Annotated in this window: 17 protein-coding genes; 5 read left to right on the plus strand and 12 right to left on the minus strand. The window is 42.4% G+C overall.

Annotated features, from left to right (window positions below; genetic code table 11):
- Positions 1 to 6: 6 nt before the first annotated feature.
- The 7 genes from BLV55_RS09455 to BLV55_RS09485 all read right to left on the minus strand — a co-directional run bounded on the left by BLV55_RS09455 (position 7) and on the right by BLV55_RS09485 (position 7,214).
- Positions 7 to 978, minus strand: a complete 972-nt coding sequence (locus BLV55_RS09455) for an ABC transporter permease (RefSeq protein ID WP_176968352.1) — start codon at positions 976 to 978, stop codon at positions 7 to 9.
- Between the two features lie 192 nt (positions 979 to 1,170).
- A complete protein-coding gene (locus tag BLV55_RS09460; RefSeq protein ID WP_242870091.1) occupies positions 1,171 to 2,856 on the minus strand; it encodes an ABC transporter substrate-binding protein in 1,686 nt (561 codons plus the stop codon).
- 457 nt (positions 2,857 to 3,313) lie between these two features.
- Positions 3,314 to 3,793 (minus strand): HAD family hydrolase, encoded by a 480-nt coding sequence (locus BLV55_RS09465; RefSeq protein WP_093313759.1) that lies wholly within the window; start codon positions 3,791 to 3,793, stop codon positions 3,314 to 3,316.
- Between the two features lie 24 nt (positions 3,794 to 3,817).
- Positions 3,818 to 4,567: a phosphate ABC transporter ATP-binding protein gene (locus tag BLV55_RS09470; RefSeq protein WP_093313761.1), complete on the minus strand. Its 750-nt coding sequence runs from the start codon at positions 4,565 to 4,567 to the stop codon at positions 3,818 to 3,820.
- Positions 4,564 to 5,415: a PstA family ABC transporter permease gene (locus BLV55_RS09475; RefSeq protein WP_242870092.1), complete on the minus strand. Its 852-nt coding sequence runs from the start codon at positions 5,413 to 5,415 to the stop codon at positions 4,564 to 4,566. The genes BLV55_RS09470 and BLV55_RS09475 overlap by 4 nt, the downstream gene beginning before the upstream one ends.
- Positions 5,412 to 6,296, minus strand: a complete 885-nt coding sequence (pstC, locus tag BLV55_RS09480) for a phosphate ABC transporter permease subunit PstC (protein WP_176968353.1) — start codon at positions 6,294 to 6,296, stop codon at positions 5,412 to 5,414. Before pstC ends, BLV55_RS09475 begins: the two co-directional genes overlap by 4 nt.
- A gap of 12 nt (positions 6,297 to 6,308) precedes the next feature.
- Entirely contained in the window at positions 6,309 to 7,214 is a 906-nt protein-coding gene (locus BLV55_RS09485; RefSeq protein ID WP_093313765.1) for a phosphate ABC transporter substrate-binding protein, read from the minus strand.
- A 239-nt stretch (positions 7,215 to 7,453) separates the two neighbouring features.
- Between BLV55_RS09485 and BLV55_RS09490 the strand changes: the two genes are divergently transcribed.
- Together BLV55_RS09490 and BLV55_RS09495 are read left to right on the plus strand one after the other, a co-directional pair.
- The gene (locus BLV55_RS09490; RefSeq protein ID WP_093313767.1) at positions 7,454 to 8,437 is read left to right on the plus strand and encodes an OmpH family outer membrane protein; all 984 of its coding nucleotides are present in this window, start codon (positions 7,454 to 7,456) and stop codon (positions 8,435 to 8,437) included.
- Positions 8,438 to 8,444: 7 nt separating this feature from the next.
- Entirely contained in the window at positions 8,445 to 9,092 is a 648-nt protein-coding gene (locus tag BLV55_RS09495; protein WP_093313769.1) for a response regulator, read from the plus strand.
- A gap of 4 nt (positions 9,093 to 9,096) precedes the next feature.
- Here BLV55_RS09495 and BLV55_RS09500 read toward each other — a convergent pair whose 3' ends face one another.
- A complete protein-coding gene (locus BLV55_RS09500; RefSeq protein WP_093313771.1) occupies positions 9,097 to 10,857 on the minus strand; it encodes a sensor histidine kinase in 1,761 nt (586 codons plus the stop codon).
- A gap of 174 nt (positions 10,858 to 11,031) precedes the next feature.
- On the opposite strand from BLV55_RS09500, the gene BLV55_RS09505 reads away from it, so the two are divergent.
- The 3 genes from BLV55_RS09505 (at position 11,032) to BLV55_RS09515 (ending at position 13,554) form a co-directional block, all read left to right on the plus strand.
- Positions 11,032 to 11,391: a YegP family protein gene (locus BLV55_RS09505; protein WP_093313773.1), complete on the plus strand. Its 360-nt coding sequence runs from the start codon at positions 11,032 to 11,034 to the stop codon at positions 11,389 to 11,391.
- 100 nt (positions 11,392 to 11,491) lie between these two features.
- On the plus strand, positions 11,492 to 12,739 hold the full coding sequence (locus BLV55_RS09510; RefSeq protein ID WP_093313775.1) for a copper amine oxidase N-terminal domain-containing protein: 1,248 nt from the start codon (positions 11,492 to 11,494) through the stop codon (positions 12,737 to 12,739).
- Between the two features lie 143 nt (positions 12,740 to 12,882).
- Positions 12,883 to 13,554 carry a hypothetical protein gene (locus tag BLV55_RS09515; RefSeq protein WP_143033186.1) on the plus strand — a complete coding sequence of 224 codons (672 nt, stop codon included), beginning with the start codon at positions 12,883 to 12,885 and terminating at the stop codon, positions 13,552 to 13,554.
- 67 nt (positions 13,555 to 13,621) lie between these two features.
- Here BLV55_RS09515 and BLV55_RS09520 read toward each other — a convergent pair whose 3' ends face one another.
- From BLV55_RS09520 to BLV55_RS09535, 4 genes are read right to left on the minus strand one after another with little or no spacing between them, the layout of a single operon-like run.
- On the minus strand, positions 13,622 to 14,308 hold the full coding sequence (locus BLV55_RS09520; protein WP_242870093.1) for an ECF transporter S component: 687 nt from the start codon (positions 14,306 to 14,308) through the stop codon (positions 13,622 to 13,624).
- 20 nt (positions 14,309 to 14,328) lie between these two features.
- Positions 14,329 to 15,984 (minus strand): ABC transporter ATP-binding protein, encoded by a 1,656-nt coding sequence (locus BLV55_RS09525; protein WP_093313781.1) that lies wholly within the window; start codon positions 15,982 to 15,984, stop codon positions 14,329 to 14,331.
- Positions 15,921 to 16,859 (minus strand): energy-coupling factor transporter transmembrane component T, encoded by a 939-nt coding sequence (locus BLV55_RS09530; RefSeq protein WP_093313783.1) that lies wholly within the window; start codon positions 16,857 to 16,859, stop codon positions 15,921 to 15,923. The genes BLV55_RS09525 and BLV55_RS09530 overlap by 64 nt, the downstream gene beginning before the upstream one ends.
- Entirely contained in the window at positions 16,850 to 17,824 is a 975-nt protein-coding gene (locus tag BLV55_RS09535; RefSeq protein ID WP_242870094.1) for a DUF4430 domain-containing protein, read from the minus strand. Before BLV55_RS09535 ends, BLV55_RS09530 begins: the two co-directional genes overlap by 10 nt.
- Between the last annotated feature and the right edge of the window lie 40 nt (positions 17,825 to 17,864).

Genomic DNA, 17,864 nt, shown 5'->3' on the forward strand with positions numbered 1-17,864 from the left:
TTCCGATTATTTGTAAGAAATACGCGGATCTAAGAATGCGTATAACATATCTGCTACCAGATTCATAAACATAACCATAGCGGAAATAATAATAAAACATCCTTGCGCCAAAGGGTAATCATGCCGTGTAACCGCTGTCACAATTTCCCGTCCCAAACCGGGCCAACTGAAAACAACTTCTATCAGCACCTGTCCTCCAATGGAAGAACCGATAAAAAGTGCTCCGGCGGTTACTACCGGTAATAAGGCATTTCGGGCCGCATGACGGTAAAGAATATTTCTTTCCTTTGTCCCTTTTGCCCGAGCCATTTCAATATAGTCTTCTGACATGACTTCCAGCATACTGTTTCGCATAATCAACATAGGGGTCGCTACAAAGTAAAGACCGGCTACTAAGCTAGGAAGAATCAAATGCTTTAGAAAGTCCAGGGTAAAAAATATTTCTGTAAAGGTACCTCCACCGGTTCCGGCTGTCCGCATTCCTTGGGCAGGAAACCAGCCTAGCCGCACAGAGAAAAGAAGAATCATCATCAGCCCTACCCAGAAGGTAGGCGCTGATCTGAAAATAAGAGAGATGGTAATCCCTAAGGATTCCAATCGGGAACCTCTTTTCCAGGCCATCCAGGCACCTCCAAAAACACCAATGGTATAGGCAAACACCATGGCTGTCAGCATCAGAATTAAGGTGGCTGCCAGTTTTTCTTTTATAATTTCAATGGCTGGACGATTATAAAAGAAAGAATCTCCAAAATCTAATCGCACCAAGTCAGATACAAACACTTTATATTGATCCCAGAGACTTCCGTCCAATCCATAGCGTTCTAATAATTGTTGCCTTGCTTCTGGCGGAATGGATGGATCCACCACAAAAGCCGTCGGATCTCCCGGCATGGTTCGAAAAAGGTAAAAGATCATCGTTGACACTAAAAAAATCATTAGTAACATGACCAGTAATCGACGTAAAAAATAGTTTAACAAGCTATCACCTTCCTTGTAGAGGATTAAGATGCTTCTGAAATTCACTTAATATTCCGAATAATAGGGCGGGTTCATGACACACCAACAGCAAAGGATCACGCTTCTCGCTTTAGTGAGTATGAAGTAAAACATGAAAGTCGAGATATCGACTTTCATGTTTTAAGTGTTGTTAAACAGGACTCTTAAGGATGGTTATTGCGCTGGCATCCGAAGTTTGCCTTCGCTATCCCAGGTAAATCCAGCTTCTATAAGAATTTCTTTAGCCATCTCTGGATCATAGGTATCATAAATAGGTACTTCCGGATTATGCCAGAACTCATTGGCTTCTACAATCGTTAAACCAGCACCTCCACGTGCTCCGTATCCATTAAGATGAACGTCTAAGGCAAGATCATAATCTACCAGATGCGCCATCGCAATCCGGAAATCTTTGTTGCTAAAAGGTGCTCGATCCAGATTCATCCCAAGATAGAAAAATCCGATATCGTCTGCCTCTGTTAATTCCAAGTGATCATACTGACCATCGGCATTATTGGCTATTTGCTCCGTATGAGCTGGCACTAAATCATAAGATACCATGTCAACATTGCCTAATTCCAAAGCTGTCAAAACTCCTTCCGGAGAAGCAAAGATCTGGAAAATATACCCATCAATGTGTACCGGTTCAAAATAATCATCAAACTTAGATAATACTAGTTCTTCGCCTGTCTGGAAACGATCCAGCTTGAAAGGTCCACTTCCAATGGCGTCTTCGTTGCCGTATTGCACTGGATTGTCAATGTTTTCCCAGATATGTTTTGGCAAAATTGGAATTTGTGCCAAGGTGTTGGTGATAAATGGTGCATAAGGCTCTTCCAGGATAAATCGCACTGTGTTTTCATCCGTAATTTCAATGCTTTCAATAGGCTCTGTAAAGGATGCAAAATATTCTACATTTTCATTAATAAATAATTCGTAGGAAAATTTCACGTCTTCCACGGTAACTGGTTCTCCATCATGGAAGGTCATGCCTTCACGAAGGACTACGTCAATAATATTGTCTTCCACAATGTCCCAGCTTTCAGCGGCCCATGGCACCGGCTCGATATCAGGAGAAATCCGAACCAGCTTATCATAGATGAGTCTTAGGTTTCTCCAACCATAAACACTTCTTGAGCTTAATGGGTTCATATCATCAATGTTTACGTTACTAGCCACGGTTAAGACGGTTTTGTCTGTTTTAGGCTTAATGCTGAAGGGAGTCCACTCATTAAACAAGCCTTCTCCAGGAATATTAATCACATCTTCAAACAACTCTTTGTTGTAAGTCTGCATATTAGCCCTTGAGTATAGGGTTATTTTAGGAACATCTTCTGCTAAAATCTTTTGTGCTTCCCATACCAACTCTCTCCGGGCATCTAAATCCATTTCACGACGCTGGGCATCTGCCAGCTCGTCAAAGGCTGGATTCCGGTAACGGTTGGTGTTGTTTCCACCCGGCTCTGCATTCGCTGAGTGGTTAATGGAGTGAATAAACATATCCGGATCCAGTCGTTCAATACGTCCAGACCAGCCGATGGTATAGGCATCAAAATCACTCTCATCTCCATACAGTACATCCAATAATACGGCAAAATCCATGGGCTGAGCGGTTGCATCAACGCCTAGTTTCTGCAATTCCTCCACTACTTCCTGTGCCATTTCATAATTCACCATATTGTCTTCCGGTAAAGAGCTATAGATTGTAATGGACGGAACCACGTCTCCCATCTCTTCATCTGGAATATCCGATACCGGTGTTGCTGGTTCTGATGTTCCACCGCCCCCACAAGCACTGAGCAGTAATGCGGCTGCTAACAATAAACTCAACCAGCTACTTTTTCTTTTCATCATCCTCATGCTTACCTTCCTCCTTTTTTGATATGTAGCAATATTTTGAATCAAATCAAAGTCAGTTTACCACTTTTCAGTCAGTTCTGTCAAATTATCTTTCCCAAAATACGTTGTATATTTATGCGACATTATTTTTTTGCGAAATTCGCACCATTCTGTCAATTCTAAGTGTATACATTGCAAAACAGCCCTCTTTCGTTCAAGGGCTGTTTTTTCAATCCTTAAGAGCTTTGGATGATTATGCATGGTTGTATAAACCCTTTTTGCTTCTAAAACCTTTTACTCAAGGCTTTCCTTCTCTATCTGTAATGCTCTATCCATTTTATGCCTCCTTCCTACAGCATCTGCCGACACCTCTATTATATGAGTTGCCCTTCTCTGTAGCAATGCGTAAAAGAAAGAGGGATCATTGTTTTTCTCGATGGGTCCTAAAATATCTTCTATGGATCCTATGCCCTTTCCTTTATCGACGCAAGGTAGCAATCATTCTATTAGGCTCTAGTAATAAACATAATGCGGCTTCAATGTTTGTCACCACTATATCCGACACGGTCATTAGGGGAGCAAAAGCACCTTCTCCGCCAATTATTCCAATGGCCAGAGCCGCTTTACGAAACATCGCCATATCATTGGCTCCATTACCAACAGCAATGGTATGACTGGCTCCCAAAGCTTCAATAAAGGCCTCTTTATCTTCTGTGGTCTGTGAACCACGAACCACTTTTACCGTCGCTGCTCCTTCCAGACGTTTTTCAATGAGTGGAGCTGTCCCATGGGTATCGGCTGTAATAATGTGGAGTGATGCCTGTGCTGAAAGGTTTTTTAATAAAGCCACCGTTTCGTCAGATAGCTGCCCGCCGATGGCCAAGGTTCCGTTTAAGTCAAAAACAATATGTTCAATTTCATACCTTTGGTCTCCTGGTATATTCAAAATAAGTGACATAAGGACATCCTTTCTTGTTAGGTTTTAGCCGATGAGTCCTTCCAGATAACATCTGGTTTCCTCCTGCTTCGGTTCTTGAAAAAGTGCTTCTGTTTCCTGAACTTCCACTAAAACGCCGTTGCTGATAAAGGCGGTATAATCAGCGATCCTTTTGGCCTGAGCCATGTTATGGGTTACAATAACGATGCTCACTTCCTTTGCTAATTGTCTCAAGGTTTCTTCAATAACAGCCGTGGATTTTGGGTCTAAAGAAGAACAAGGTTCATCCAACAGCAATACATCCGGATTTAAGGTTAGGGAACGGGCAATGCAAAGACGCTGTTGCTGTCCTCCTGAAAGCCTTACGGCCGACAAGTTCATCCGATCCTTTACTTCTTCGTAAAGCCCCGCCATTTTTAATTTTTCTTCAATCAGCATGACTTCTTCTTTGGCCGTTAATTTTTCATGGTATCGAATGCCATATTCCATGTTTTTTTTGATAGAAAAGGGAAAGGGTGTCGGTGTTTGAAATACCAGCCCTATACGTCGTCGAAGGATTTCCAGAGGCAGGCTTTGAATGGAAGTTCCTTTTAACTGGATTTCTCCTCGAGTAGTAGCTGTCGGCTCTTCTTCTGTTAGTCGGTTAATGGATTTCAGCAAAGTGGTTTTGCCACAACCGGAGGAGCCAATCAGAGCCGTAATCTTTTTTTCTGGTATTTCTAAAGAAATATCTTTCAATACTTCTGTTTTTCCGTAATGAACATGCCAGTTCTTAATAGCGATGGCCTGGGTCATTTTTCTTCCTCCTTCCTATCCTGAAATAAATAAAAAGAAATCCCATAGGCTATAAAAAACATACTCAGCAGCACCAAGGCGGTTCCAAAAGCGTTTTCCATGGAGATCCGCTCTGCTGCCATAAAGTACAAATGATAGGGTAAGGCCATGACTGGACGAAACAAGGAGTTCGGTACAGAAGCGGATACAACCGCCGCTGTTAGAATAATAGGCGCTGTCGCTCCCATGGCATAAACCGTCCCCAGCAGGATTCCGGAAAGAATATCTTTTTTTCGTGCCGGCCATACCAGCTTAAAAAAACTATAGGATTTTGATACCCCCAGGGCATGAGAAGCCATTATTTGATGAGCAACCATTTCCCGCAAAGCTTTTTCCGTATTAATCACGATGACCGGAAAAATCATGATGGATAAGGTCAGTCCGCCAGCCAGCAAAGAATGGCCAAATCCAAGAAGAACCACAAAAAAGGTATATCCGAACAATCCTAGAATAATAGAAGGTATTCCAGCAATGCACTGAACAATCAGCCGGACAAAGGCATCTATTTTACCGGACTGATTATACAAAAAAAGGTAGACCGCTACGGACAACCCTAAGATAGTTGCCAAAGAGGTACTGATCAGCCCTAAGGCTAAAGAACCCATCATGGCGGGGAAAATACCGCCTTCACTGCCTAGTGGCCTTCCCTGTGGTGACGCGGTTAAAAATTCCATATCAATCGCTGAAAAGCCCCGGATAAAAATGCTTCCAAAAATAAAAGCGGCTGCGGCCATAACCACCAAAAGAGAAGCATAGATCCAGCTCTGAAGAACATAGTCTTTCCAATGTTTCTTCACACCTTCTTTCATGAAACTTCACCTCTGCTTTCTATTTGCCTGCGCAGCCAGTAAAAAAGAAGGTTGATCCCTAAAAGCAACATCAGCAATACAAAACCGGCTCCAAAAATAGCATGGTAGTGCTGACTTCCCAAGGGTGCAGACCCCATCTCCAGAGCAATAAGTGAAGGAATCGGCTTGACTCTGCCCAGCAAAGAATCTGGCATCAGGGGTGAGTTTCCTACCACCATCATCACCGCCATGGTTTCTCCCATAGCCCTAGAAGTCCCTAAAACAGCTCCGGCAATCATCCCTTTTAAGGATAAGGGTAAAATAAGTTCCCGTAACATATACAGATGGGAAACGCCCAGGGTTTTAGAAACCTCTAGATACTGACTGCCTGCTGCTTCCATGCTTTCTGCCATAACAGAAATCATAAAGGGAAGTACCATAATCGCCAATAACACACCACCGGCCAGTAAGGAATCTCCGGAACTCATGGAGAAAAGATTTTCCATTAGAGGAATCAGGTATACCAAACCAAGCATTCCATAAATAACCGAGGGGATACCAGCCATGATATCAATAAGGCTTCGTAATGGTCTTCGTAGAGGCCCGGGACAAAGATATGCAAAAAACAAAGCGGCCCCCACCGCCATCGGCAGTGCCAGCACAAGGGCCACCAGTGGCAAGGCTAAAGTTGCTGCCAATATTGGCCTCAGACCAATCCTAGGATGGTGAGACACAGGCCTCCATTCGGCTCCAAAGAGAAAATCCTTCACCGACACCTCCTGAAAAATCGCCAGGCTTTCCCGGAAAATCAAAAAAATCACCAGGGCTAATATGAATACAGCCACAACAGTACAGGCACGTACCGTTGTGGCAAAAAGTTTTTCCAATCGATGATAGAACATTTTTTTCATTCCTTATTGAACTGGCACAAATCCCATTTCATCAAGAATCTGGATGCCTTTTTCAGATTTAATATATTCCATAAATGCAGCTTCTGCTGGATTCAATTCTCCATTCCATACCAATACTAAAGGTCTGGCTACTGGATAGGTTCCATCAAGGATGTTTTCAAGACTTGGCTCCACTCCATCCAAAACAAAAGCTACCAAATCATCTTGATGCATTTCTGCCACACCAAAAGAAGCATATCCCATGGCTAATGGATTATTCATCAATCGATCCACTAACCCTGTCATGGAAGGAACTTCAATGGCCGTTTCGGTCACATCCACTTCGCCCATCATAGCATTTTGAAACACTCCATGAGCACCGCCGCCTACATCACGAACCAATAGCACAATTTCTTCTTCTGGCAGGTTTTCATCTACCTGGTTCCAATGAGTCCATTCGCCTGAGAAAATATTTTGCACTTCTTCCGCTGTGATTTCAGAACGATTCTGCCCTAGGGGATTATTCTGATTAACGGCCATCAGTAATGCATCCATGCCGATAATGGCTTCCTGATATTCCTCTAAAGCTTCTCGCTCTTCTTCCCGTGCATGACGAGCCAACATTCCTATGTTCGCCGTTCCATCCAATACAGCTTTTGCTCCAGCACCGGATCCACCAGTAGATACACTGATCTGAATGGTTTCCGCCGGCAAGGAGTCATCTACCTGATCCCAGGTTCCAAATTCATTCTGAAATTCATCGGCTATCTGAGAAATCGTAGGCGCCAGGGTAGAGGAGCCGGTAAAAAGCAGTTCTCCGTCGAAGTTTTGATCTTCTGCGGCTGTATCACCGCTGCCACCTCCATTGCCACAAGCAGCCATGGTCACCATCATCAATCCTATTACTACTATCTTTGCCATTTTTTTCATCTTAATCCCTCACTTTGCTTGATATGTATGCTTATCTGACATTTGCCCAACACGTCTTATCATAGCAGAAGGAAGAGATTTCAGCCAATAGATATTCTCTATCTATTTTTTTATTTTGATAAGGATTGTCTATATTCATTTTCCTTTCTTGACTTCTTGACTTCTTGACTTCTTTCATCGCTTTCGCTATAGTTAGATTATTCAAAATAACCATCAATGAAAAGGGGGAAAACTAGCCCATGAGCCGCATGTATACCATGGAATCTTTCTTAAGCGCTATTGGCTGGCTATCGCTCCTTTTGGGATTGATTATCCTTAATTTTTATGGCTATTACCGTCAGAAAAGCCTTCCTGCCCGATGGTGGTTTCATAGTGCCTCCTTTTTAATAGCAGGAGTATGTTGCCTAAAGATCATGATCATTGCTATGCTGGAAATGCCTATAAAAACCTCTTTCCAGCAATTCACCTACCTGTTAAGCTGGGCAGCCAGTATCACGCTTCTCTTCGCTGCTTTTTTTTATTGGCAAACTACCCGCCAGAAAAGTAATTCCAACCCTGAACCATCGTTACCGCTCCCTCTGGCCTCTTTATTTCAGGCAATGGAAGACTGGATATGCATTTACGACAGTGATTTTAACCTAATGAGTAGCAATCACCAAGATTATCCGCTATATTCAGTGACAGAGCTTCATCACCTGCCAAGCTTTCTCCACCAAGTAAACCTATTGCTTTCAAAGGAAGAATCTACCCGCCTTCATTTATTTCTAAACCATTTAGATGCTAAGAACGCCTTGATGGACATCCAGTTATTATTGCACCCTTTCAAAAGCTATATGGTTTTATCAAAAGTGCTGGATCATCATCGTATATGGGTAGGAACGATTATGCTCATTCATCCAGCCGAAAAAGAACTGTCATTGATCCATTCTATCGACACCCAAAACAAACAAATAGAAGCATATAACCAACAACGACAATCTTCCTTATTAAAGCTGGAACAATTTGAATTTGAAAAGGAAAAGGATCGTTTATTGCAAGACCTCAACCTCAGTATTATTCGTAGCATTCAGCATCATATTCACCAGATTCAAAGACTGCAGGAGAATAAGTCCCTGGCCGTAAACGAAAAACGAAGCGCTATTGCCCGTATTAGTGAAGAGATTGGCTGTTTATATAAACAACTGCGTCAAACAGTACGCCAGATGGCAACGAAAGGAGAATAAGGTTCCTATGATCCGACTTTTGCTAGCCGACGATCAGGTATTATTCCGAAGTATGTTAGAAGAAGTCATTACCAGTGATGAACGTTTCCATTTAGTAGGATGTGCCTCGAACGGGTTAGAAGCTTTGGATTTAATGAAAGTAACCCAGCCGGACGTAGCACTGCTGGACATCCGGATGCCTAAAATGGATGGTCTGGCCACCCTTGCCGCTATTAAGAAACAGTATCCTACTGTCAAAGTATTAATGCTTACCACTTTTGAAGATCCTTTCAGTGTCCGAGAATCACTCCAAACTGGCGCCGACGGGTATTTACTGAAAAGCATGAAACCACCAGCATTATTGGCTGCTCTTTTTTGTGTCGCCCAGGACATTATGGTCATGCATCGTGAAATCTATGAATCTACTTTAAAAAACAATACACCTGCTCTTGCTAACCATGCTCCCACTTTGGAAATTGATGGAATACAGTTTACGAAAAGTGATCTGCAAATTATGAAAGGAATTGCCGAAGGAAAAACCAACAAAGAAATTGCTCTTCTTCTAAACTATAGCGAAGGAACCATCAAAAATAAAGTATCTCAGTTGCTTTCCAAAACAAATCTTCAGGATCGTACGCAAATATCGGTTTATGCCCTTAAAAACCAACTGATTTAAGCGATCATAAACAGGATGGAGACGGAATTGCGAGAGGAAATTCACCATAGATATGAAAACCACCTCCTTCGCCAGAACCAAAGCTAATTCTTCCTCCCAAAACTTCTATCCGTTCACGAATTCCTTTCAGCCCCAAACTTTCCGTTACATGGGTGCAACCACTACCGTCATCGATGGCATATACCTCAAACTGATGTTGCTGATAGCGGAGAAAGATATGCAATGTTTTGGCACTACCATGCCGAATAGCGTTGGTAATCGCCTCCCGGCATAACCGATAAACAGCTTCATTTTGTTCAGCTTCCAACACATAAGGTGTTCCCTGACACCTTACCTCCAACTGAAGCGGGCTGGTTGCCAGCGACAAAATCGCCTCTTCTAAATTAGACACCGGAGGAGAACCCTGCTGACAAAGGGAATCCTGTAGATCTGTCAAATTGTTGAGAAGTAGTTCTTTCCCTTCATAAAGACACTGATCCAGGACTTTTCCGTCTTTCTCTAACAATGCCAGTTCAAGTTTTCCCATGACCACCGTTAAACTATGTCCTATAAAATCATGTACATTTTGCGAAACCAAAGAACGAGCTCGAAAAACAGCCAGTTCTTTTTCTTTTTTTGCAAGATTCTCCAGTTGTTCCCCCATGGCTTCCAGCTTCTTTTGAGAAGCTTGAAGCTGCTCCTGCATGCCCACTATTTCTGTAATATCAATAAACAGGATGGCTGTCAGATCCTTTTCTATCCTCATTTTTCTCCATTTCAAGTGACGATCCCGGCAGACAGTCCTAAAAGAAGTTGTTTCTTCTGTCGGCGGTAAAATGATCCACTGCCACAAATTCTGACGATTTTTCTCCTGATCCTGCCTAAAGAAAAACGAGATCACTGTTTCAAAAGAACCTTCAAAAACAAACGCCTTTGTCTCTTTCAGTCCATTGGATGGCAGCCAGCTTTTTACGGCCGGATTCATATCCACTATCTCTAAAGAAGGATTCAACCATATAACGCCCTGTTTGAAATGATCGTACACATGCTGGCGAGAAAGGGGCACAATATCTAAAAACCGATAAATACTGGCCGGAATGGCAAAAAAAGTAATGGAAAGTGCCATGGCAATAGGCGTCACATCAAAGGGGCGAAAAGGAAAAATCCATGGAATATCTGTAAGCTTAAACGTAATATAGTAAAAATTGATCAATAGTGGTGCCAAGGCACAAGAAGCAAAAAGACGACAGATGATCTTTTTCTTTGCATGAAACCGAGAATCAAAAGAACGCCGAACCAACAGGAACATCCCTGCTAAAATATATCCGTACAAGATAAACTGACTTGGCAAAAACATCCAGCCAAAACGGGTCCGCCCATATTCAAATACAGAATAAAACCCATAATGCAGCGGATTGGTTGCCACAGCAAGAAAACTGATGATTGGATGAATCAGCAGAAATGCCCATTGTTCTTTTTTAGGCAGAGAATATCCGGCATACAATAATGCAAAAATAAAAATGGACAATCCCAAAAACTGTACCCCTACATATTGAATCACCACACAGGACCATCGCAAGGTTACATTCGGCGTTACTGTTTTGATTACTTTTGATCCTGTCCAAAGAATCAGTAGCCCTAAAATCGATAAATAGGAATAAAGCAGCGGTGTTTTTTGAGAACGATAGTAAAAAAACAGGGCCAATATTAGCATACATGTTGCCGCTACCATGTTAGAGGTTGCAATGGTTAACTTTCCCACAGCCTGTTCCGGCGTAAATGTCATTTTTTTCTCTCCTTCGTCACGAAAACCAATTTCTTTTGTGACTTTACTGGTTAAACGATGACTTTTCTTTACCCTTTCAGCACTATTCCAGTGACTCCCCCCTGTCGTACACTTATTATAATCCAATTATTTCGAATAATAAAGCTGGTTTTATTCGCAGAAAGGCGGTTTGTCATGGCTTTCTTTCAAGTTAAACTGAACCCATCTGGGCGATTTTACTTTGTCTTCTGCCATCAAGAAGATTTTTCTATGGTTTCCCGCAGCTATGCCGATCGAGCCCAGTTAGAAGAAAGCATTGTACAGCTCCGAAAATTCAGCGACCTATATGAGATAATCGATCGCCATCCTCCTGCTTTTTACCCCTGCTTTCTTATTCATAAGGAATGTTCCGGGCAGGTGTTTTTTCAGGCCTATGGCCTGAAAGGAGATCTCATCATGACCAGCATGCCTTTTCACACCCTGGCTGAATGCCAAAAAGCTATTGCTGCTCTAAAGCAACGGGCAAAAGATTCTAAAGTTCAGGATTTAACGTAAGAAACACCCACTTTATCATGGAAATGAAAGGAGGTGAAACCACCTCATGGGAATGAACTGGCAGTAGAGGCAATAGACCAAAATTCAAAGGAGGATTTCAATGAATAAGCAATGGATACAAAAAGGATTGACGGGAATAATAGGGATGACGTTGGTATTGATGACCCTAACACTCACAGCCTGGGCCGACAACACAGCTATTGAAGGATTGTGGGAACGAAATGATAAGCAGGTTCTCCAGATCGCTGGAGATGAAGGTTTGTTTTACGATATTGGCACTTCTGCCTGGCGCCTTTATCCCGTTAAAAATGGAGACCAGCAACTACGAAATATTATACAAATTAGCGAAACAGAATGGATACTGGATTCTCTTAGATATTTCCAGCAAGGTGGAGAGCGTAAAGTAGCATGGTCAGAAACCGCCACCCTTACCTTGCGAGATGAGGGCCAATCCTTCGTGATCAATTCACAGACAATCCACCCATTTACTGGAAAGCTTCAACGAAGTACGGCTACTTATCAGCGTCTGGAAGATGCTCCTCTACCAGCAGAAGAACCTGTCGTGGAAGAACCTGTAGTGGAAGAGCCTGTAGTGGAAGAAAAACCGGCTCCTGTGACGGAAGAAAAACCAGTAATCATAGCGGAATCTGAAGACAGTAGCAGTGAAGTCTTTGACTCTGGCATACGCATGGGATGGTCGAAAAACGATCAAGCCTTAGGATATCGAGTATTCCGTTCTACCAGCCGTGATGATTTAGGCCTCTCCGTCACCGACTTTTACATCACCGCCACACGGTTTGTGGACGTGAATGTAGAACCAGACACCGAGTACCATTACACCGTATTACCGGTACTGGCAGAAGCAAAACCTCTTGAAAACATTGAAGAACGTCTTGGAAATGCGATTGCCAAGTTTACTAAAAAAACAGGTTCCCGCATTACTCATGTAGGAGAAGAAAAAGGATTTATTATTCTTCAGCTAGACAATCCTATGATGATTGTCAATGGAGAAACTCAAGAAATAGATCCAGGCCGTGGAACAACCCCTATTGTTGTTAACGGCCGAAGCATGGTGCCTATCCGCGCCATTGTAGAAGCTATGGGAGGGAAGATTCACTGGGATGGAAGTGAAAGTAAGATCAGTCTTCATGCACGAAATCAAGTAGTCGATATGTGGTTAAATCAAAATCAAGTCCATCGAAATGGAAATGCTGATCAAATGGATGTTGCCCCTATTTCTCAGAGTGGGCGTACCTTTGTACCGATTCGTTTCGCCTCCGAAAACCTGGATGCAAAAGCTGATTGGATCAACAGCACCAAAGAAATTGTCATTGTTTATACCAAGTAAAGAATTAAAATCTAAGGAGTGAGTAAATAGTGAACCCTCTTCAAAAGAAACTTATCATCCTCCTCATGCTATTCCTGTTATTGCCAGGATGCGGTGGTGATTCTTCTTCCCAGGCAAGCTCTGATTCCGAAGGAGAAACGACCATGCAAAATCAAGAAACACAAGAATCGCAAGAATCCGGAAAAGAAGCGACTTCCACCCTCGAAACAACAGCTCTGTTACCAGCTTATAAATCACTGGTAGATGAAATTCTTGCGGCCATAGAAGCCGGTTATCAGTATGACTCAGGTTTCGCACCCATTACACGTCAAGGTAAGTATGTGCTGGCAGGCGATCCTTCTGCCGATGACTTTATCACTTCCTTTACCATTGGCATTGTAAATGAAAAAAACTACCAGGTAATCAAAACCGAAGGCGAACTTACCGATATCCACGAAAATGATATGTTGGGTGCAGGACTAGACCTTATGGGTACCCATCTTCAAAATCTCCTTCATCAGTTACAGGCCCATTCCTCCGGATCTCCCTATGAAGAAAACGAATTTCATCATTGGGACATTTTAGACGTGGACCTTCAAACATCAGGGAATACAACGACGGTTACTGTCACCAAAGAATTGCCCGATTCCAGCCAAGACCCTTCCATCGAGACCTATACCTTATCCGATGGATTACTGGATGCTTTCAGCTTATCCACTCCTTATATTAACCAAGGGGAGTTACAGGAAACAACCTATACCTACCAAAGCAAGGGACCTGTGGACGGTGCTTTTCTATCTTCTTTATATGAAGAAACCCTTGCTCAAATTCCTTAACCTTCATTAATTATCTAGTGCATTCCTCGGGAAAGCCAAAAGGCTTTCCCGCTTTTTCTCTTCCCCTTTACCGGTCTTCCAACAAACCATATTTTGTCTTTACCCGTTCCAACTTTTCCGTCATCGGATCCGTCAACCAAAACAGAAAAAAACCGGTAGCAATGCTATGAATCACATCAAACCAAAAGGCGGTTACATACATTCCCAGTAAAGCATCCAAAGAAAATACAGGCATAAACATAAACAGGGCACCGATATTAATAATCCCTCCATAGATAAAAAAGGTTGCCAACACCCCGAAAATACATAGATTCTTTTTTGATTTTCGTATTTTCCCGTTAAAGAAAATAAGACCAGCCAAAAATCCTATGATCCCAAAACAAAACATTTGCCAAGGCGTCCATGGACCCTGACCAAAGTAGAAATTTGAAACAAAGCCAGCCATGGCCCCTACCAAAAACCCAGACTCTGCACCAAAACTGATGCCGGCAATAATCACAATCGCCACCACCGGCTTAAACTGAGGCAACATAAAAAAAGCAGCTCTTCCTGCTACTGCCAAAGCGGTTAGTACTGCAATAATCATTAGCTCTCTGGCCTGTGGTTCTCTTTCTTCAAAAATAAGAGCAAAAGGAAGTAAGGTGTAGAATATGATTAACATACTAATAAAATAGTACTTCCGATCTTCTAAGTACATCACTCCCAACAGAATGGTGGCCGGAATCAATAGCAGGATCATTACGGCTGATATCACTAGGCGCCACCTAGCTTTCTTCAGGGACAAAAAAGAGCTTTGCATCCTTGAATCACATCCTTTTCCGTAATGGCCGCCGGCATTACATGACGTGCCATGCGATTGGCGGCTGTGGTGTAGAATCGGTTTCCAGCAAAGAACTGGTAACATGGTTCTGTGCTAACCACCTGCCCATCAAAAATAAGCGAACAGGTATCCGAATAGCGGGCACAGAATTCAATATCATGAGAAACCATTAGAACCGTCATCCCTTGATCTTTTAAGGCGATCAGCCGTTTCGCTAAGGCTTCCTTAAAGGGACGATCCAAGCCTTTCGTAGGTTCATCCAACAGCAGTAAATCCGGTGATATCATTAATATTTTTGCCAAAGCCGCCCGTTGCAGTTCTCCACCACTCAGATCGTATGGATGAGCCTTTGTCAGATCTGATAAGCCCATAAACTCCAGCATGCTAGTTATTTGCTGGGAAGATGGCGGGCCTCCATCTATTTCCATACTTTCCAGATCTTCTATCAAGGTTTTTTTCACCAAAAGATTTTTAGGATTTTGAGGCAATAAAGCGATTCTTTTATCCTTCCTTTTGAATTTTCCTCTATAAGCTTCCAAGATCTTTGCTGCCAAAAGTAAAAAAGTAGACTTGCCAACTCCATTGCCTCCCAGTAAGCAATGAAAATCTCCTTTTTTAACTGAAAGATTAAAACTCCTTAACACATCCTTTCCACCTTTTTCATAACGAAACCAAAGATCCTGACATTCCAAGGAATTCTCTTTATTATCCAAGGAATTCTCTTTATTTTTCAAGGAATTTGAATGCTTTTTTCCCAAGTCCGCCGATACCTGTCTTTGGATTGTATCCAGCCATTGCCGCCCTTCTTTCACTGTAACCGGACCGTATTCCATTCCTCGCTCCGAAGATCTTACCTCTCCATAAATCCGCATTGCTGTCGTTGTCACATAGTCTTTCTGCTTTTTGGTGAAATTATTTTTTCGAAGTAGTTCCTGAGAAAGATTCAAGTTAACTTCTCCTTTTTCCATCAAAACTAACCGATCGGCCATAGGAATCACCTCTTCCAGCCGATGCTCCGATAAGAGAACGGTTACTCCCAGCTCCCGGTTTATTTTTTGAACAGTTTCTAAAAATTCAACGGCTGCAATAGGATCCAACTGTGCTGTGGGTTCGTCCAGAATCAACACTTCTGGTTGCATCACCATAACAGCCGCCAGGTTTAGTAATTGCTTTTGTCCCCCAGAGAGATGATGTACCGATCGGTGAAACCAGTCTTCGATTCCAAAAAAGCTGGCCATTTCAGCTACCCTGAGGCGAATCACTTCCTGTTTTTCACCTAAAGATTCTAAGCCAAAGGCCAATTCATGCCACACCTTATCCGTCACTATTTGATTTTCTGGACTTTGAAGCACGTAGCCTATAGCCGTTGCCTGGTCTTTCATTTCTAAGGATGCTAAGGACTCTCCCTTAAAAAGAATGTCGCCTTCTTTCTTGCCATGGGGCGTTAAGACTGGCTTTAATTGCCGCAACAAGGTGGTTTTTCCACAACCAGACGCACCACAAAGAACCAGCATTTCTCCTGCGTCAATGGATAGGTTTACTTCCTTTAAAGCTGGGTGATTTTGTCCGGGATACCAGAAGTTGATATTCTGGATGTCAAACAACGCCATTGATATTCCTCCCATCTGGTGACAAAAATTGGCAAACTGCACAGGCAAAAAAAGCATATGAGAAGAAGACTATGAGCTCCATTAAAGCTTGCCAAGCGAAAGCTGGGAAAGTAACGGACTTGCACATATCCTTCCACACCACCTGCCAGCATCGCCAAGAAAAACAGGACAATCCATGTCAATAAAACCTTGTCCCGAAAACTCCATGAATAAATAGAGAAATGACTTCTTTTTCCGGTTCCATAGCCTCTGGCTTTCATTGAATCTGCCGTCTCAATGGCGCTTTCCAAGGCCCAGGTAACCATAATGGATAGGATTTTAATGCCATTTTTTCCCCTCTGAATCCAGGAGCCTTGGGTAAAATCATTACCGATCCCTTTTTGAGCCATGGCAATTTGTTTGATTTGATGCTGGTAAAGAGGTACAAATCGTAATGCCATGGAAAAAATCATCCCGAGAGCGGGAGAAAGTTTTCCAAATAAGTAGCCTAGTTTGTCTGAAGTCATGACGGCATTAAAACAGGAAAACCATAAAATAACGGCAGCAAACATTACTGCCGATGCTAGGCCATAAAAAATGGATTCGGCGGTAACAGGATTTCCGTTTCTAGTATAAAACAAAATGGTTACGCCAGCATGGTTAAACATTGGATTCATAAGGGCCGTGGTCACCATAATCACTACCAGAAAAACACTTTGCTTTTTCACATAAGCCCGGTCTCTGAGTTTCCAGTTATAGATAAAACCAGTAATCAGGGACATTAGCAAGAATACTGGATGCATGTGAAACATGGTTACTCCCAGTACCCCAATAAAGAAAGTCATTAAGACAACAGGATGGCTATTGGAAAAACCGTGATTCTTTACTAATTCCATGAGGAAGCGCCTCCTTCTAAGTCTCTTCCCAAGTCACAAGTATATTTCCATTCAATCTTATCTCCGGCTTCCAACAAATAACGACTGCTACCATAGTTGGGAAACCAGCCATTCACCGCATACATCCAACCACTTAACGGACCCGTATCAAATTCATAAAGATTGTGAATGCCTTCCACATAGTTGCTGTTGTACATCGGAGTCATGCTAAACTCCATATGAATGCCTGCATTTTTTAGTTCCCGATGGGTCACATCAAAGGCAGATTCTCCGGGATAAAAAACAACTTCCTTTTCCGGAAAAATGATGCCATCCCTTGGAAGTACCTCCATTTTGTCTGGATTAAATATTTCCAAATTCTCCAAAATAGTATGACAAGTGACCGACAGGATAACGGTTTTCTTCTTTCCATAATCTACTTGTGTTTCTTGCCACTCAACAGGTTCTGGTTTTCCTTCTGGCACTGGATCCGTAAGGTACTGATCTTGCTCGGTTCTTCGCTTCTTTTCCTCTTTTTTTGTTTCTACTTCTTTTTTCTCTTCTTTATCTTCTTCTATTACTTTTTCATTCTCTTCTGCTTTTGAGTTTTCATTCTCTTCTACTTTTGCTTTTTCCTTCTCTTCTGCTTTTGCTTTTTCTTCCGTCACTTCTTCTTGTATTTCTTTTTCATCTTTTTTTATCGTTTCTGGCGAAGCTTTTTCTACCTTTTCTTCTTTCGGCTCTTCTTTCGGCTCTTCTGCCTCTTCATCGGATGCATCATTTCCTTTATTAAGTTGATCCGAAAATGATTCTTCCTCCTGATCTGTTTTTTCATGGGGCATCACCGGTGCCGGATTTTTTTCTAAGTCTTCCACGGTTACCCGGGGTGCTATTTCATAACGCCAGGCCTGAAAATCATCTATCAAAAAAGAAGCACTCAGTATCACAGCCAATGCCAACAACCATTTCCATCTTTTTTTGATCATTTTTTCACCACCTACTAACAGGCAGCGACATTATATGCCC

Source organism: Tindallia californiensis, assembly GCF_900107405.1.
In the GTDB taxonomy this organism is placed as follows: domain Bacteria; phylum Bacillota; class Clostridia; order Peptostreptococcales; family Tindalliaceae; genus Tindallia; species Tindallia californiensis.

Coding starts and splice junctions, on each gene's coding strand:
- BLV55_RS09525 (WP_093313781.1), bottom strand. CDS start 15,984: ATGGCGTTGTTTGACATCCAGAATATCAACTTCTGGTATCCCGGACAA.
- BLV55_RS09530 (WP_093313783.1), bottom strand. CDS start 16,859: ATGGAATTAGTAAAGAATCACGGTTTTTCCAATAGCCATCCTGTTGTC.
- BLV55_RS09535 (WP_242870094.1), bottom strand. CDS start 17,824: ATGATCAAAAAAAGATGGAAATGGTTGTTGGCATTGGCTGTGATACTG.
- pstC (WP_176968353.1), bottom strand. CDS start 6,296: ATGTTCTATCATCGATTGGAAAAACTTTTTGCCACAACGGTACGTGCC.
- BLV55_RS09490 (WP_093313767.1), top strand. CDS start 7,454: ATGAGCCGCATGTATACCATGGAATCTTTCTTAAGCGCTATTGGCTGG.
- BLV55_RS09475 (WP_242870092.1), bottom strand. CDS start 5,415: ATGAAAGAAGGTGTGAAGAAACATTGGAAAGACTATGTTCTTCAGAGC.
- BLV55_RS09485 (WP_093313765.1), bottom strand. CDS start 7,214: ATGAAAAAAATGGCAAAGATAGTAGTAATAGGATTGATGATGGTGACC.
- BLV55_RS09500 (WP_093313771.1), bottom strand. CDS start 10,857: ATGACATTTACGCCGGAACAGGCTGTGGGAAAGTTAACCATTGCAACC.
- BLV55_RS09515 (WP_143033186.1), top strand. CDS start 12,883: ATGCAAAATCAAGAAACACAAGAATCGCAAGAATCCGGAAAAGAAGCG.
- BLV55_RS09510 (WP_093313775.1), top strand. CDS start 11,492: ATGAATAAGCAATGGATACAAAAAGGATTGACGGGAATAATAGGGATG.
- BLV55_RS09495 (WP_093313769.1), top strand. CDS start 8,445: ATGATCCGACTTTTGCTAGCCGACGATCAGGTATTATTCCGAAGTATG.
- BLV55_RS09460 (WP_242870091.1), bottom strand. CDS start 2,856: ATGAGGATGATGAAAAGAAAAAGTAGCTGGTTGAGTTTATTGTTAGCA.
- BLV55_RS09465 (WP_093313759.1), bottom strand. CDS start 3,793: ATGTCACTTATTTTGAATATACCAGGAGACCAAAGGTATGAAATTGAA.
- BLV55_RS09470 (WP_093313761.1), bottom strand. CDS start 4,567: ATGACCCAGGCCATCGCTATTAAGAACTGGCATGTTCATTACGGAAAA.
- BLV55_RS09505 (WP_093313773.1), top strand. CDS start 11,032: ATGGCTTTCTTTCAAGTTAAACTGAACCCATCTGGGCGATTTTACTTT.